11 protein-coding genes and 1 pseudogene are annotated in these 17,569 nt (G+C 49.3%); 4 read left to right on the top strand and 8 right to left on the bottom strand.

Going from position 1 to position 17,569, the window contains the following annotated elements; translation table 11 throughout:
- Positions 1-104: 104 nt before the first annotated feature.
- Positions 105-1,724 carry an ankyrin repeat domain-containing protein gene (locus AC0YOA_RS29155; protein WP_475789615.1) on the bottom strand — a complete coding sequence of 540 codons (1,620 nt, stop codon included), beginning with the start codon at positions 1,722-1,724 and terminating at the stop codon, positions 105-107.
- A 412-nt stretch (positions 1,725-2,136) separates the two neighbouring features.
- On the opposite strand from AC0YOA_RS29155, the gene AC0YOA_RS29150 reads away from it, so the two are divergent.
- From AC0YOA_RS29150 to AC0YOA_RS29140, 3 genes are all read left to right on the top strand, one after another.
- Positions 2,137-3,510, top strand: a complete 1,374-nt coding sequence (locus AC0YOA_RS29150; protein WP_475789614.1) for an LLM class flavin-dependent oxidoreductase — start codon at positions 2,137-2,139, stop codon at positions 3,508-3,510.
- A gap of 48 nt (positions 3,511-3,558) precedes the next feature.
- The gene (locus AC0YOA_RS29145) at positions 3,559-4,917 is read left to right on the top strand and encodes an LLM class flavin-dependent oxidoreductase (RefSeq protein ID WP_475789722.1); all 1,359 of its coding nucleotides are present in this window, start codon (positions 3,559-3,561) and stop codon (positions 4,915-4,917) included.
- A 140-nt stretch (positions 4,918-5,057) separates the two neighbouring features.
- Positions 5,058-6,425 (top strand): ABC transporter substrate-binding protein, encoded by a 1,368-nt coding sequence (locus AC0YOA_RS29140; RefSeq protein WP_475789613.1) that lies wholly within the window; start codon positions 5,058-5,060, stop codon positions 6,423-6,425.
- Positions 6,426-6,640: 215 nt separating this feature from the next.
- Here AC0YOA_RS29140 and AC0YOA_RS29135 read toward each other — a convergent pair whose 3' ends face one another.
- Positions 6,641-7,306 (bottom strand): class I SAM-dependent methyltransferase, encoded by a 666-nt coding sequence (locus AC0YOA_RS29135; protein WP_475789612.1) that lies wholly within the window; start codon positions 7,304-7,306, stop codon positions 6,641-6,643.
- A gap of 401 nt (positions 7,307-7,707) precedes the next feature.
- On the opposite strand from AC0YOA_RS29135, the gene AC0YOA_RS29130 reads away from it, so the two are divergent.
- Complete coding sequence (locus tag AC0YOA_RS29130; RefSeq protein WP_475789611.1) at positions 7,708-8,247, top strand: winged helix-turn-helix transcriptional regulator; 540 nt, start codon at positions 7,708-7,710, stop codon at positions 8,245-8,247.
- 4 nt (positions 8,248-8,251) lie between these two features.
- Here the strand turns inward: AC0YOA_RS29130 and AC0YOA_RS29125 are convergent, their stop codons facing one another.
- The 6 genes and pseudogenes from AC0YOA_RS29125 to AC0YOA_RS29100 all read right to left on the bottom strand — a co-directional run bounded on the left by AC0YOA_RS29125 (position 8,252) and on the right by AC0YOA_RS29100 (position 17,569).
- The gene (locus AC0YOA_RS29125; protein ID WP_475789610.1) at positions 8,252-9,247 is read right to left on the bottom strand and encodes an aldo/keto reductase; all 996 of its coding nucleotides are present in this window, start codon (positions 9,245-9,247) and stop codon (positions 8,252-8,254) included.
- Between the two features lie 315 nt (positions 9,248-9,562).
- Complete coding sequence (locus AC0YOA_RS29120) at positions 9,563-9,994, bottom strand: SRPBCC family protein (protein WP_475789609.1); 432 nt, start codon at positions 9,992-9,994, stop codon at positions 9,563-9,565.
- A gap of 150 nt (positions 9,995-10,144) precedes the next feature.
- Positions 10,145-10,330: pseudogene (locus AC0YOA_RS29115) on the bottom strand (TetR/AcrR family transcriptional regulator); the annotation flags it as partial.
- Between the two features lie 105 nt (positions 10,331-10,435).
- Entirely contained in the window at positions 10,436-15,049 is a 4,614-nt protein-coding gene (locus AC0YOA_RS29110) for an S-layer homology domain-containing protein (RefSeq protein ID WP_475789608.1), read from the bottom strand.
- Between the two features lie 154 nt (positions 15,050-15,203).
- A complete protein-coding gene (locus AC0YOA_RS29105; protein ID WP_475789607.1) occupies positions 15,204-16,415 on the bottom strand; it encodes an IS701 family transposase in 1,212 nt (403 codons plus the stop codon).
- A gap of 362 nt (positions 16,416-16,777) precedes the next feature.
- Positions 16,778-17,569 carry an ABC transporter permease gene (locus AC0YOA_RS29100; RefSeq protein ID WP_475789606.1) on the bottom strand — a complete coding sequence of 264 codons (792 nt, stop codon included), beginning with the start codon at positions 17,567-17,569 and terminating at the stop codon, positions 16,778-16,780.

The following is a 17,569-nucleotide window of genomic DNA, read 5'->3' as shown; positions in this document are numbered from 1 at the left end:
ACGGCAAGTTTAAGGGTGCCCGATCGGGTACCCTCTTTGTCGTATCCCATGGTTCTGGAATGCCGGGCGGTGACATATTCCGCACTGTGTAACGCAAGTTTTGGTCAATTCAATTGAGAAAGTAACGTTATGATATCTTTATGTCCTCTACGTTCAGCCCACGCAAGAGGCTGAGCCCACTTTTCATGTTCCGGAAGACGAGGATTCGCTCCCTTGTCCAGCAAAAAGCGAACTAATTCGGTCTTTCCATATTTCGCTGCCCAACCGAGTGGAGTAGATTGGCTCTCCTCGTCAACCACGTTTAGCTCAGCTCCAAATTCAATGAGAAGCTTAGCAAATTCCAAGTTGCCGAGCCATGCAGCCTTATGGAGATACGAAACACCTACCCAATTTGCGTTATTCGCATCCGCGCCGGACTCCAGCAGTAATCTGACCATTTCCAGACCGCTGTCAATGGCATATCCCATGAAATTATTGGCATACCAAGGAGCGTTTAAATCTGCTCCGCCTCTAATAAGCATCCTGACAATGTCTGTGTGTCCGGATCCTGCAGCCATACAGAGCGGACCATAGTCACCGCCGCCATTTATCAAAGACGGGTTAGCTGTTAGTATTTCACCCACTAAATCGATTCTCTCCATCCAACAAGCTGCGTCAAGATTAACCGAGGCTCCATAGGTATAAAGCAACTTCATCAACAAGTCGTTGCCGTTGCTCATGGCAATGCTAACAGGATTGGCTCCTGACTCCACACTGGAATTCGGATCCGCACCACGCTCCAAGAGCAACCTTGCACACTCCTCATGGTTGCCTGCAACCGCAGCCCAAAGCGCACTTCCTTGCGGAGCGTCTCTTTCCTCGGCATTCGGATCAGCACCCTGATCCAGCAAAAGCTTTACCGTATTAGCATTCCCGTACTTGGCCGCGTAGCTTAAAGGTCTCCTATCCACTGAATTTTTCGCGTTAACTAACTTGGGATCCGCATGCAGTAAGGAAGCAACACGGACAGAGTCGCCGACGGTTGAAGCGGCCCAGATGTCGTACTCTGCGCCGCACGCAACCAAAAATCCAACAAGGAACCATTGGTTTCTCATCGCTTGCTCGCTTAGATCCCGAGCTGCACGATACCAATAATCACCGTGAATAGCAAGATGGATGGGCATGGCCCCGTCCGACCTTTTGGCTTGAATGTCCGCTCCGCGGCGGAGCAAATCTTCAATTAACCCGATCTGTCGGGTGAGAACAGCCCAGTGCAGGGGAGTATTGCCCCGTTCGTCGCCCGACCTAACCAGCTCTGGAGAATGATCCAATTCCCGAAGTACATTCTCTCTCTGTCCCTCTTTTATCCAACCTGCAATTTTGTTGCCCGCAGGCGAGGTTTGAAAATTTTGTGCAAGATGCTGCTCCAGGATGTCCACGATTTGTTGGTATCCGCGATCTTTGGCTTTCGTCAAAGGATCGTCCTGCCATCCGAGAATTTGTGTGTGCTTGGTTACATCCGCTCCATATTCCAACAACAATTTGACCGATTCGGTATTTCCTGACCTGACAGCAAAATGTAAAGGGGTGAAATATCCCCATGTGCAGTTTGCAAGTCCCGCGTCATTTCGAAGCAGTGCTTCTAAAGCCGCAGTGTCTCCGAGCATAGAATGGATAATCGTTTTCCTTTTGCTCTCTTCGATAGCTGTAAGGTCAAACCCTCTAAATATCTTTTTCGATTCCATGCTCACACCCACCGTCAGAGATAGATTCGTTTGATATACGGGGTGAATAATCTTTCAAAAGTTTTATAATTTTTCTTCCATTTTACTGAAAAATTAAATATGCTGCAATCGCTTGAGAATATATCTTGGTACGTATCTGCCTTCATTTCCATACACTTTGACACTGTAAACATGTTGAAAAGCATTACGGTCCCTCACTTCGAACATAAAAATGACTTGACAATATACACAATACAGCAGTAAGTTTATTTCACAGTATTCTTATGCGAATATAATATATTTACCGGTCAACCGGAAACAGCCTTGCGGCTCGTTTGCGGTTTTTTGTTGTTAGCTCATTGGATCCTTCAGATCAGGCGAGCAGCTCTGCTGAAAGACCATCATTATTTTCGAAAATGGAGTGTGGAATGAATTGAGCGAACGTAATCGGAAAGTGCACCTGAATGTGTTTGTGCGTATAGCAGGCCACCATGCTGGCGGATGGAGGCACCCCGAAGCGGAACCTGAACGCGATCTGGATATTGATAAATATGCAGAACTGGCTCTTTTGGCTGAGCGGGGCTTCATCCATTCGCTGTTTACGGCAGACAATTATTCCGGAACAGGCAGAAGGCTGGAGCCGTTCACTCTGCTTTCGGCGTTGGCGGCTTTGACGAAGCATATCGGATTGATCGGAACGGTTAGCACGACCTACAACGATCCGTTTCATGTGGCCCGCAAGCTGGCGTCGATTGATTATCTGAGCAATGGCCGGGCCGCCTGGAATATTGTTACGGGGCATTCGCCGGGAGATGGGGACAACATTACGAGGTGGGGAGGTTATCCGGAGCAGAGCGAACGATATGCAATCGGCGACGAATTCGTCGAAGTTACCAAGCAGCTATGGGATAGCTGGGATGATGAAGGGGCGGGCAGCATCGGGGAAAGTGAGCTGCGGGTTAACCATATCAATCTTCACGAAATTGATTTCAGAGGCAAATTCTTTAATGTCAAAGGACCCTTGAACATCCCGCGTCCGCCGCAGGGCTACCCCGTTCTGGTACAGGCGGGTTCCTCTGAAGACGGCAAGGAATTGGCGGCCAAGCATGCCGAGGTAATCTTTACTGCACAGCAAACGCTGGGAGCCGCACAGAATTTCTATGCCGACGTCAAGGGAAGATTGGCTAAGTACGGAAGGAATCCTGACCAACTGGTGATCATGCCCGGGCTTGCGCCCATTGTCGGAGAAACGGAAGCGGAGGCCAAAGATTTGGAGAATGATCTGTTCGGCCTCTTGAATCTGGAGAATTCGCTTGAGCGCGCTTCCCGTTTTTTTTCCGTCAATCTGTCCGAGTATTCGCTGGATGATCCGTTGCCGATCGATAAAATCAAACCGGAAGACGGCAGCCGTAAGAGCGGTATTACCAGCCGGCGCGAAGTCGTTCTCGATGCGGTCCGCAGAGAGAAATTTACGATTCGTCAATTTCTAAATCGGAGCGCCGGTGGACACGGGCATGTCACGTATACGGGCTCCTACATTCAGGTGGCGGATTTTATCGAAACATGGGTGCGGGAGCACGGAGCGGACGGATTCAATTTATTGCCGCAGGTTGTGCCTCATGGCTTGGAAACGTTTATTAACAAGGTCATTCCCGAGCTGCAGAACCGTGGAATTTTCCGTACGGCCTATGAGGGTACGACCTTGCGCGAGAATCTCGGACTGACTCGACCCGAGAACAAAAATAGGGAAATATGGACGGCCCGGTACCAGACCAACAAGGAAAATGTATCAAATCCAGTGCAGTAAAAGCCGGAATTGATTCCGAATAAAAAAGAAGATTATGAGGTGAACAAGCTGACTAACATCAATAGAAAAGCCCATTTCAACGTATTCATTCGCAGTACCGGACATCATGCCGCTTCATCTAGGCATCCATCGGTTAATCCGAACGGAGGTCTGGATCTGGCGCATTTCGTCAATCAGGCGAGAATCGCTGAACGTGGGTTACTTGATTCTTTGTTTGTTGCTGATGGATACTCTGGCGCATCCCGCCGATTCGAGCCGTTCACACTGTTTTCCGCGCTTGCCGTGCTTACGAAGCATATCGGTTTTATCGCTACAGTCGGAACGACCTATAACGACCCCTTCCATCTTGCCCGTCAATTCGCTTCGCTGGATCATATCAGTAAAGGACGCGCTGCGTGGAATATCGTGACAGGGGCCCAGTCGGCGGCGCATAATTTCGGCCGGGATGAGCATCCGGATGTAGAGCAGCGATACAAGGTCGGTGAGGAATTCGTAGATGTTGTCAGGCAATTATGGGACAGCTGGGAAGAGGACGCTCTCGTGTATGACAAAGAGAAGGGTCAGCAGCTGGATTCAAACAAGGTCTACAGTATTAATTTTCAAGGTGAATATTATAAAGTGAAGGGTCCACTGAATATTCCACGTCCTCCGCAGGGCTATCCGGTACTCGTTCAGGCCGGATCTTCTGAAGGCGGCAAGGAATTGGCGGCAAGGACAGCGGAAGCAATCTTTACCGCTCAACAGACGTTTGGAGCCGCGCAGGAATTCTATAGGGATGTGAAAGGAAGACTGGGCAAGTTTGGAAGAAACCCGGAACAACTGCTCATATTACCAGGATTGAGCCCGATTATCGGCGATACGGAAGCGGAGGCCAGAGACCTCGAAGAGGAGTTGTTTTCATTGCTTAATACGAAGCATTCCCTTCAAAACTTGTCCCGTTTCTTTACGGTAGACCTGTCGGAATATCCGCTGGATGCGCCTGTACCGCTGGATAAGTTGAGGCCAGCGGAGGACTTCAGAGTCGGAATCACATCCCGACGGGATGTGATCATCGATGCTGCGATCCGGGACAAATTTACGATCAAGCAGTTCCTGAGCCGGAGTGCAGGGGGACATGGCCATGTTACCTTTACGGGGTCTGTGCTGCAGGTAGCGGACTTCATTGAGAAATGGTTTCGCGAAGGAGGCGCCGACGGGTTCAACATTTTGCCGCCGATTATTCCGTCCGGTCTGGAAGCTTTCGTGGACAAGGTGATACCGGAACTGCAGAACCGCGGAATCTTCCGTACTGCTTACGAGGGCAAGACGCTGCGGGAAAATCTTGGTCTTGCGCGTCCCGACAACCAACATAAGAAAGTATGGGCTGCCAACGGCCAAAGTCTTGCCGCGCTGAATGCCTCCGGATAAATTTTGTGCCAACAATACCTACCGGATCACCGGAGAATGCCTAACGGGCTTCTTCGGTTTTTTGGTTTCGGCAAAGACTGGCATTCCAACAGGAACGGCGGGGCAACCCAAATTTGCTGTACAGATATGGAGGATGAACAATGAAAAGGACGATCACTTGGCTTCAACTCGCAATGCTAATGGTGTTTCTTGGAGCTTGCACATCAACGGGGAACAATGGGAACCCCAATAGCCCCGACCCTCATCCGAGTAATGAAAGTGCCGATGACGAAGATTTCAAGAAGCTGGGCGCCGAACCGCTGGAACTGAAATTTTATAGCTACGGATCGACATTTACGGATTCCGAATTCGCGATAATGATCGCCGATCCCATCCACAAGAAATATCCGAATGTGACGATCAAGCGGATTACACCGGCGGAAGATACCCCACCGGAAGAAGTGTTGACTACATATACACCGGATATCATCTTCAGCAGCGCGAACCCGCAGCTGGTACGCACCGGTGTGTTCCAGGATCTGCGCGAGTTGATCAAACGGCATCATTTTGACGAGAGCCGCCTGAAGCCAATCGGGTACGATTACATCAAGAGCATTACCAAGGGCCGGGGCGATGCTATTTCCGCGCTTCCGTTCAATATAAATCAGCAAATCATGTATTACAACAAGGATCTCTTCGATAAATTCGGCGTTCCTTATCCGACGGAGAAGCAGTTGACGTGGGACCAGACACTGGAGATTGCCGCTAAACTGACCCGGACCGAGAGCGGCGTTCATTATGTCGGTCTGGCCGCAGACAATCTGACCGGATTGTCCAAATCACTCGCTCTTCCGCTGCTTGATGCAGAGACAGGCGATGCCGCTATCGATACGCCGGAGTGGCGAAGGATATTCGACCTGCAAAAAAGGATTTTCGATATTCCCGGTTATATTGCGACAGACAAGTTCTGGAACTGGGGCAGGGATCAGTTCATGAAGGATCAGGTGATTGGAATGCGGGTCTCCTTCCTGGCGAACATGGTGGGTCCGTTAGAGGAACTGCGCCAGCAGGGTGTGGAATTCAATTGGGATTTCGCCCCTTCTCCGAGCTTTGAGGATCAATTGCCCAAGACAAGGGAGGCACAAATTCATACCATCGGAATCAGCAGCAAAAGCCCGCACCAAGACGAAGCTTTCCAAGTGCTCCAGGAGCTTCTGTCGGATGAAGGGCAGCGCATAATCGCTCGCAATGGCAGAGTGCCCGCCATTATCAATCCGGAGCTGGAGAAGGAATTCGGACAGGATATTCCGGTACTGAAAGGAAAAACGATCCAGAATGTGTTTGTAGGTACGCCAATTCTGAACCATTATATCCACCCTTACGAGACGGACATCCTCATCCGGCTGACAGAGGCTACCGAGGATTTGGCAATCAATGGACTCGATGTGAACTCGGCGATTCGCAAAGCAACTGAAGCGATCAACAAGGATGTCGATACGCTTCGCACGACACTGGGGGAACCCTATTAACGGTAAACAGTAAAGCGTCTGTAAAATATTTTCGTACTTCAATCGGGAATGGGATCAAGTTCTTTTCATCAGCAATTGACAAGAACTTGATCCCATAAATGAAAGAAGCCGCTTTTTCTTCCGGCATTACAAGTCTCCTGATAGCTTAAAGTGAGTGATAGCGCCGCTCCACAGAATATGGAGGTTAACTCGATCTTCTGGTGAAAAAGAAGTTTTCACTTTCGCAGCAGTAGCGATTGAAAATGGGGAGCCCCTTCACCCATAGGAACGGTGTGGAAGTCTTCCACCCGAAATCTGGACCTCACAACTTCCTGGATGGAATCATCCTGAAACATGGTGAAAAAGCGTTTTGGTTCGTAGAAATCCTTTTCCCAAACCCCTTCCGAATCCTGTCCGCCGTATACGCCATAAAAGAACAGCCCCCCAGGTCTGAGGACCTTGGCGATTTGACCCAATACGGAATCAAGCCGAGCCTTCGGCACATGGAGGAGGCAGTTTAGCGCGAATACTGCGTCAAAGCTATCTGCATCAAATGTTAATTCGGAGAAGTCCATGCAATAAGCGTTCAGCCCCTTCTCCCTGCAAAGCTTCACCATCTCTTCGGAAAGATCAGCACAGGTGACGCGAAGCCCCCTTTGCTCGAAATAGAAACTGTCACGCCCTGTTCCGGCGCCGATTTCAAGAAGCGTTGAGCGGTTTTCTCGAAGCACTTGCCCGACAAACCGTTCCCGTTCTTCGAACTTCCAAGGCTCAATTGCTGCCTGATCCCTTTGTGCGGCGAATCGGTTATAAGCTTGCTTCAATGTCGTTTTGTCGTAAAGTGTCATTTTGGAGTTCTCTCCCATCCGTCTTTTTGTTTGAATTAAGTTTTCTATATTCATTTCAAGATTGACAGCAGTTCTTGAAATGGCGAGTGATTCTATGTATTAAATCTTTTCTTATATCTTCCAGAACTTTGGGAAGGAAATCAAGTTTACATCCTTAGGTCGTTTTTCATGAAAGTGGATAAATTATTTGCATGCAAAAAGATAATTGATGAAAATTCTGGAATGATGCCTTTTTTTCTAACGAGTGTGCTCTCGAAGTTATCATAATGTAATTTTTAGCGTCTGGAAAGCCCCATCCGATTTGCCCAAACTGGGTCGGTAACTATGTTCAGTCCTTTGTTTGAATATTGTGTCCTTCAACCTATAATCCAATGTTGATTGCTCATAAGTTGCTTTCTACTGGGAATTTACCGTATTCTTGGTAGAGAGTGTTTGTCAAAAAGGTGGTGGGGAATATGATGAAAGAAAATCCAAAGCTTAACGACATTTCGCCGGATCAAATAACGACGACTGAGGAGCAACAGCTGCGAAATGGAGAAGTAAACACTGAACATGAGGAAGAATGCGATATCAATATCGAGGCAACCCTTCGCGTTCTCAGCGGGAAATGGAAGCTGCAGTTGCTATATGAATTGGTTGGTAAGACCCGGCGGTTCAACGATTTGCGCCGGGGGCTCTCAGGCATATCCCAGAAAATGCTGACTCAGCAGCTTCGTGAATTGGAAGAAGACGGTTTAGTAAACCGTAATGTCATTCCTGATATCCCTCCAAAGGTAGAGTATTCATTGACGGTATACGGGCAAACGTTGGGGCCTATGTTTGACATCATGTTTGAATGGGGGCCAACCATCGTCAACGCTTGGCGCAAAGCAGCAGCACTCCCCACGCATAAAACTGCCTTCGACTCTTCGATGTCCTCTGCAGCTGATAATTTAGAAAATGATTCAGAAGCTCACAGGAACATAATCCTGAGAGCTTCTTTTTTAGTCTTCTAGTTCTTTATTTCTCACTGTCCAATAAAGCCATCGAATGTTTGTCATAACGCTCTCCCGCCACCTCTTCAGGGGCAAATACGCTGCCAATATCATTCAATTCCCCGGGAGACAGATGTATCTCCACTGCGTTCAATGCATCGTTCAATTGTGTGCGCTTGCGGGCACCAATCAGCGGAATGATGTTCTCCCCTTGACCGATTACCCACGCAATAGCCAATTGCGCCACATTGGTGCCGTGAGATTCCGCCAATCTGCGCAACTTCTCGACCAGCTCCAGATTATGCTCAAGATTATCCCCTTGGAAACGTGGCCCAAAGTTACGGATATCCGCCGGATTGCCTGATCGCTCCTTCGTCCATGCTCCGCTCAGAAGCCCCCGGGACAGTACCCCGTAAGCACTCAGCGAAATCTTCAGCTCACGTAATACAGGCAAAATCTCTCGCTCAATGCCACGACTGAACAGAGAATATTCGATTTGCAGCCATGAGACAGGATGCACGGAATGAGCGCGGCGAATGGTATCCACACCTACCTCGGATAATCCGATATGCCGGATATATCCCGCCTGAACCATGTCCGCGACCGCGCCAACCGTCTCTTCGATCGGTACGTTCGGATCAAGTCTCGCTGGTTGATACAAATCGATATAATCGGTGTCTAGACGTTTCAACGTCTGGGCAAGGAAATTTTTCACGGAAGCAGGGCGACCATCGACGCCGCCCCAACCACCTTTCGGATCGCGCAAGGCACCAAATTTAACAGCGATAAAAGCCTGCTCACGGCTTCTCCCTTTCAGTGCTTCGCTAATCAGCATTTCATTGTGACCTGACCCATAGAAATCTCCGGTATCCAAGAGTGTAATTCCCGCCTCCATCGCCGCGTGGATCGTTGCGATGCTCTCCAGTCGATCCGCATCTCCGTACATATCCGACATCCCCATACAACCGAGTCCGATCGCCGACAATGCTTCGTTGCTTTGGCCAAGTTTGCGTTTTAGCATTTTAGGGTTTCCTCCGATTTCGATTTAAATTGCGATTCGTTCTACCAAGGCGTAAATCTAGTATGAATTAGAGGTTAGCCACCCACAAGGAGGCACTATTTACTCATCTGGTAACCTTCAGGTGACTTACTGTTGAATGTAGAGCCCATGCAGGGGTCCATAACAGCTTGCCGGAGAACGCGGAAAAAAATATATATCCATATAATGAAAAAAGCCGCGATTATGCGGCGTCTTAGATGTCGCCCCTGCCAGGCGTACATAGCAAAGCGCATGCCGATGTCGGCATGCGCTTCTAAAACTGCGAAAGTTTTTTTATTATTGTATAGCTGTTTCCACATATTTTTTGAAATTATTTATAATTGCCTGCCATCCGGCTTGCTGCATCTCGATGGCATTGGTCTCTTCCGCGTCGAATGATTCAATGATTCGCGTGTCGTTGTCTTGGCGAATAAAAGCGATCTTCACTTTTCTGCCGTCGGCCATCGTATAGGAGATGCTCTCGTTAATGCTCACCTCGTCGTACACGCCGCCGAAATCAAATCCAAAGCTGCCGTCTTTGGCTTCCATTCTTGATACGAATTTACCGCCGGGCTTCAGATCATTCTCGGCGTGTGGCGTGTGCCAGTCATCGGAGGCATTATTCCATTGTTTGATATGCTTCGGTTCCGTCCAATATTCCCACACGCTTTCGACGGGAGAATGAACAATTGTTTCTACTGTTATCGTTACCGGATTACCTGTTCCCATTACATTACCTCCTTATATGACTATGTTATTCTCAAATAATACCATATCATCCACTTGCAGTCGATACGTCTGAAGTCCATGACTCTATAGGTCTCTTCATGATTTTCAACTATATAAATCAGGTCGTGCAAGACGCCCCAGCGGTTCATGGCCTGCTGCCTGGAAACGATGCACTCTGAGAAGAGTTTTATAAATTTGGTCCATATAATATTTTACAGCCGTAAGGAATAAATCACGCTTCGTGCCGTATGTGTCATATAAACTCTGACGGGCAATGCCCAGCCCGGTTATTAAGTCCGGCAGCGTGGTGCCTTCATAGCCCCGGCTCCCATAAATAAAAGGAGCTGCCGCGGCAGCTCCTTTATGCGTAAATCATGGGGGTATCGTTTTACTTGCCTTGGGCAGCTGCAGCAAATTACATGTCTGCATCGGCCCCGTCCGTTATTCACTTAAAAAATCTGTTTCCTTCATGAGGTTCATCATCATTTTCGCCGTTTCGGCACGGGTTGCGAAGCTCGCAGGATTAAAGTTTCCGTTCTCGTCTCCTCCAACGATGTTTAGGGTTGCCAGGACGGAAACTGCTTGCTTGGCATATCCGGCAATGGCAGCGGAATCCTTAAAGCCATCTGCGTCGACAGACGCAGGCTGCTTGTTCAGGTATTTCAATACCCGCAGAAGAATGACAGCTTCTTCCTGCCGTGAAATTTGTTGGTTGGGCTTGAAGCTCCCGTCTTCGTAACCGGTAATGAATCCGCGCTCGCTGACTGCATGGACAACTTCCCCATACCATGCAGATGGCGATACGTCGGTGAAGCTGGTTGCTCCATCTTTATCGGCCAGTCCCAGACCGCCGGCCAGCATGGTGACAAATTCAGCACGGGTTACGTTGCTGCGGGGCTTGAATGTTCCATCCTCGTACCCGTTAATAATCATCTTGTCGGCAAGCGTCTGGATAAATTCCTTGGCCCACGAATTGGCGATATCGGTAAGCGCAGTACTGTGCCCGATTACGGCATAGGTCGAGTTATGATCCGCTTTTACTACTGCCACAGCCCGATCCCCAACATTCGGGAAGACGGTCGGGACAGGCGATACAGAACTGTCGTCATGAATGACTGCTCCTACCGATTTTGCAGGATCTGCAGCATCTTCGAGTTCAAAAGACCGGTTGATGTAAGATCCTTCAAAATCGTTGAAATCATAATTCTTGCCGTCGGAAGCTATTGAAATCGCAAACTCAACGGCTTTGGACAGCAGCTTTCCTCCGCTCTTGCTGATGGCTTCAAGAGCAGCCGCATCCGAGACTACATTCATCGACACGTTGATGGTCGCCTTTTGTACGGTTGAAGCATCCAGGCCGAGCTTTTTCGCTAGAGCGTCCACGTTCATGAATGCCGCCGGAATCTCGTAGGCGAAGCCGTCGCCCTGAAGCACGATCTTCGCCGAAGCCTCATGTTTGCCTGCTTCCGTCAGCAGTTCCGGCGTAAAGCTCGTAATGGACTTACCATTCCTGGAAACCGATACAGGCACAACAATAGCTTTAATATTGGCTGTAACAGCCATCATTGCCAGCAGCTCAGTTTCATTGACAGTATTGACGGTTACTCCATCGGCATTTTGCTGAACGGTGACCGGAGCCGTCAGAATGGAAGAAGCGTCTTGTCCCAACAGGGATTTTGTCGCATCACTCACTTTAAAATCATCTTGTCCAGGCGCCGCCGGATTAGACGGTGAAGAAGGCCACGAGTCAATGCCTCTACGCGTTACATCAACCGAATAAGTTTGCGTTGTCCCCGCTTGGGAGGTAACGACAACGCTGATGTCATTGGAGCCGACACTCAGATTAACCGGATTATCAATCCTCACGCCGTCAAGCTGCAGATACGCGGATGCGCGGCTGTCGGCAGTCTCATAGGTAACGTTGGTTACGGAGACAGCGTTTGGTACAGTCGCCGTATAGGCATAAACATTCCCTGTCACCGTCTGGTCTAATGTAATCCCGCTTAAAGCAAGCGAGCTTAAAGCGGCATTGCTGGAAGCGTCTGGTTTGTCGCCTGGCGTCCGCACCGTAATAGCCGGACCGTTGCTGCTCCAGCCGCCGGAAGCGTCGGCTGTTTCGACCTTGAAATTATAGGCTGTATCTTTGGTCAGGCCCGTGACGCCGTAAGAATTGCCGTAAACCGTATCCATGACCGATCCGTCCTTGTACAACCGGTATTGGGCGTTTTCCGCATGTGTATTCGCAGGCGTCCATGCCAGGGATAAGCTGTTTTGCGTCACATCGCTTGCCGTTAGCTGACTGTCTTTGGGCCAGTAGTAATCGTTTTTCGATATTTTGATTGAATCGTACAGATACGGCGCTATCGCGTACCCGTTCGGATCGTTCGGATCATATTCCAGGAAGTACGTGTCCAGCGACATCACGCCATCCTCTATTTTAACAGCCGTAAAGCTCTGCTGATGGAGCGAGGTATCATAGGTTGCCGAAGTTTTATCGATAAATTCATAGTCCGGCGAAACATGATACAAGGTGTTGTCGTATTTTATTTTTTGGTACCATTTCGAGTTCCCCATCGTTCCGTTCACGATGTACAAAGGCGAGTCCGGCTTGATGAACACTTCGCTGCCGCTATCTGCCAGCTTTTCAGGCTTGGCATTATAGCCGTCCTTGACAAAGCCCCTCGAAAAGCTATGGTCATGTCCCATCAGCACAGCGTCTATGTTCAACTCCTGTAAAACAGGCGCAAGAGCGACCCTGAGATCGTTAATGTCCTCATCGTCTACATGATCCGTTGCGGCGTAAAGCGATTTATGAAGCATCACGATATGCCAATTTTTATCCGAATTAGCCACATCCTGCCTCAGCCAATCAATCTGCTTGTCCAAGCCTTCCCCGGAGTAGTGCTCCGAGTTAAGCACAGAGAAATGGGCTGGACCGTAGTCGAAGGAATAAACACTTGGCAGCCCCGCGTCCGGGTCGTCCGGATTATTCATATAATATTTAATCATATTTTCCTCATCGTGATTACCCAGCGCAGACACGACAGGAGTTTTCATGAAGGAGTCCTGCCCCGCCTGGAAAAGCACATCCCACTGTCCGTTGGAACTGCCGCTTTCAGTGTGATCGCCGGCAATATAGGTGAAGGACGCATCGGGAAACATCTCTTGCGCGGTCTTGAATGTTGCCGCGCTTGCCGCGCTCGAGTTAGAAACCTGCGGGTCGGCCATGTAAGTGAACATTACCGAGTCATCCGAAGCAGGCGCCGTCTTGAAGCTTCCGGCAGGACTCCATGCATTCCCGGCGGCATCCCCTACCCGGTAAATATATTCCGTTCCGGGCTCCAGCCCTGTCACGCTTACGCTGTGGAAGTTTCTTATTCCGTCAAAGACCAGCTCGCCCGGGGTCATATGAACCTCTTTGACCTCGTTCTTCCCCTTGAATCTTATGGATTGATTCGACGGAAGAGTTGCCGAGTCGGTCTTCTTCACAATCTCAACGGTGCTGTCCGCCAGATCGATATTGTCTGTGGACCAGACAAGCGACGCGCTTGTTTGGGGATCCAATGTAATGGAATTACTTATATCCTTGGGCATCTTATCAGTCAGAATTGCATATTTGGTGTATTGCTTGAACTGAGACCAGCCGCTTTCCTTCCCGTCTTCACTCTGCACCTTAATCCAAAAGGTATACTGCGTCGACGGAGCAAGGCCGGTAAAAGTTTTGTGCGGCTGCTGCTCCCATTTGATTTGATCGCTGGTCGGCCGCTTGGCGGATTGAATAATGCTGTAATCCGTAATCTTGGCTTCCCGATCTTCCGTATCGGTCGCGTAGACGTCTATGGTGACAGAATCGGACTCGACATCGCCTGCCTGCACCGTTACTTCAATGCTGGAGAGATAGTTGTCGAAATCAAAGGCGAGCTCCTGATGCTCGAAGCCTTGCAGCACGGGGGAACTGAACGTTTTGCCTCCGTCGGTAACCGTAAGCATTTCCCATGTATGCCCGAAATCCCAGCCCAGAGCTTCATAGGTAGCCTGGTCATACAACTGTGTATCCGTTTTGGTTGTGCCGTCAAACGATTCGCCGCTGGCGTCGCCAACCTTCTTCATTTTGTCGAACGACAAGAGGTTCGTGGCAACAGCTTCGGGATACAAATCCACATCCGGGTCGGGATCGGGATCGGGAACTGCCTTTACCCGCCCCACGGCCGAACCTACACTGCCTGAATTGGTAGCTGCTGTCATCAGCGGATTGGCAGCGACACTGTTTCGGATAACGCCGGTTCTCAAATCGCCGACAAGCCCGCCAACTCTTGTATAACCGTCAATGATGCCGGCCGAATAGCTGTTCTCGATGAGTGTATTGGGGTTCAGAACACGTCCAGCCAGCCCGCCCTGACTGTCTTTGGTCCCTTCTTCCCTGACATTGACGAGGGAATAACTGTTCCTGATCGTGGGATGCGCAGCCTTGTCCGGAGCGGGCGTCTGCTTGATCGTGCCGGAGCTGTACTCGGGAATTCTGCCTGCAATACCGCCTACGCTATGGTCGCTGCCGATGACCTCGCCCGTTACGTATACATTCTCGACCGTACCCCACAGCATGCCGGCCACGCCGCCGACCGTTTGTCCGCCGCGGATATACACATCGACAAGGCCAAGGTTTTTGGCAACCGCCTGCACATCGGAATCGCCCAGATGATTGAAAAACCCTACGGTTCCGCTGTTTGGCATATCAATTCTGAGATTAGCGATCACTTTGTGGTTGCCGTCGAAGGTGCCGTAAAATCTGCCGAATGGCTCAAAGTTCGTAATCAGCTTCATATCGATATCATTCATCAGCTTGTAATAACCGTCTTTGGGAATATCGGGATCACCGAAATTCTGACTTATATAGAGTAATTGCTCCGGGTTGCTGATTTCGTAGATTCCGTTATTTAAAACAGGCTTGTCCTCTGCAATAACCTCCTCGGCGTAAACCTTAGAGGAGAAATTCGCAAAGAAGGATAAAAGCAACACAACTACCAGCAAAGATGACAAAAGCTTATTTCTTAGCATTGTTAAGCTCCTTTCGTTTATGTAACGTTCAACATAACAATCTAGTGTTAATTTTCAGCCTCATCTATTTAAATTTCATGTAAAGGTCTCTATCTTAAATCCAGATATGCAACTATAAATGAGAAAAAATGGATACAGAAAATTCCAAGTGTAATTAAGCCAGTTTAAAGCGTTCACGAACAATGTGAAAGGGAATGCCTTCCTGCCCGCAATCGTAGACAAACTGGAGTCGATCCAGTTGGACTTGCTTACGAACGGCACGTAATCCATCGCCCAATGGACAAGACTGTTCCAATCCCGTAGTGCAGTATAAATGTGTCCAGGCCAGCAACGCCCACAGTCGGGTAAAAGCGGTTGCTGAACGAACTTGGTACGTGTCGAAGCCGAGGTTATTCTTGGACTGGCGGAAAAAGATTTCAATCGGCCACCGCTTGCTATAGTAAGTCGAAATGGTTTCCGTATCCAAGGAAACATCGGTGCACAAAAAGGCACGTAGTGCTTTAGACTCTCCAAACGCTTGCTCCGGCCAGCACAGGAGAACAACAGCGTTTTCTATGTCATTTAAGGCACCTTCATATCGATACGTCCAGTACGAAGTTCCGTTCACGGTCACAATGCGAACGTCTTCTTTACGGATATGGGCGGCAAAGTCCTGGACGGAAATACGGATGCCTTGTGGATAGAGGATGCGATTGGTTTTAAGACCACCGATCAGGTGATAGCCCGCGGCAGCATAACTGTCGATGACGCGTGTACAGGTAAACCAGGAATCGACCAGCACGTAGCCACCATGAGGTGGCAGCGGAAACGTAGAGGCCGCGTCGCACACGTGATCGATTTTCGTGCAGACCGTGCCGTCAGCATGGGTTTTCGTTTTGTCGTAGAGGTCAAGCGAATGGATCAAGGAGGTGTCTCCGCTTTGGACGATCGTCGCTTGAACTTGATGGCCATAGACGACTTTTCCTTCAAGGTGCGAGTGGTGAAAGCCCGTCAGTTCCATCGGAGATTGGGCCTGTGACGAAGGCTTTGTCTTCTTGGAGATCGTATCATCATGAATGATGAATAAGGGCTCTGCCGTCTGGTTGGATAGCTGAATGACATGCTGGAGCGATTCGATCTTGACTTTATTTTGGAGCACCGCTTCATTCCACTTGCCCTCGGCCAGAAAATGGCCAAGTGTTGTACGATGGCAATCGCTGTATTCGGCTAGATCGACCACCTTGCCACGAAAGCCTTTCGCCGTAGCGGCCACCATGTAGGTTTCGATATGCGCAACGACCGGTTTGGAAAAATAAAGCGGCAACCGATGTTGCAATAAGTAGTTGCGAAGCGTGGCATGATCAGGTGCGATGGCGGTATAAGACATAGCAATTTCTCCTTTGGTGTTGCAAACTCGCCCTGGGATTGATAGATATTCTGTTAGGAGGCCGCCCATTAGTTAAGCAGCCGACCTCCCTCTCACACCACCGTACGTACCGATCGGTATACGGCGGTTCCATTAGGAATGCACAGTAACTTTTCGATAATAGTTCGAGAAAAAGAGGAAACCGAGGTCCTTTATTGTGTTGTTCTCGAGGGATCTTGAGAGGATTGGGCTCAAGTCTCCGCCTGCGGCACACCGATTTCCGTGTCCTCAACTTATGTCTTACGACGACCCCCGCCCGAAGGTATATGGATGAGGGAGATGACTCGTCCGTCCTTGACTGTTCTTGAAAATACTTATAACATTTATGCTACCTTACTCTTGTAAGCCCTCTTTGCGAAAATAAAAGCAACAACGAGAGCGCCCAAGCACCATAGAATTGCAATCAAAGCGTCATTCCCTAAAGGCTCATTCATAAGAAGAGAACGGATGGCTCCAACAATGGCAGTAACCGGCTGATGTTCTGCAAAGGCACGGACGACTCCGGGCATGGATTCGGTGGGGACAAAGGCTGAACTCACAAACGGCAGGAACATAAGCGGATAGGAGAATGTACCAGCTCCTTCGGCGCTTTTGGCTATGAGGCCGGATATGACTGCCACCCAGGTCAATGCGAGCGTAAACAGCAATAGAATCCCGATTACAAGCAGCCATTCAGTGATTCCGGCAGACGACCGAAATCCCATTAACAGGGCAATCAATAAGATAGCAACCATTGAGATAACACAGGATAATACCGATGTCAGTACATGCCCCCAAAGCACGGACGATTTTGCAATAGGCATGGAATGGAACCTTTCAAAAATGCCTGTTGTGACATCCGTGTTTAAGCGGACGGCGGTATAAGCTATTCCGCTGGTAATGCCCATGAGTAGAATACCAGGCAGCATATAATTGATATAGCTTGCGGGACCTGAGCTTTCGGAGCCGATATCGATCGCCCCTCCTAATACATAGACAAACATGAGCATCATCACGATTGGCAATGCAATAACCGTAATCACCGTGTCAACGCTCCTGAAAGCGTGGCGCATACTACGCCCACTCATGACCCTAGTATCGCTGAGATAGTGGCTAAATTTTGAAACAAATTCCAT

Source organism: Paenibacillus sp. JT22N12, assembly GCF_056269365.1.
Note: the sequence above shows the minus strand (reverse complement) of the source record. Positions and strands in the feature narration are given on the sequence as shown.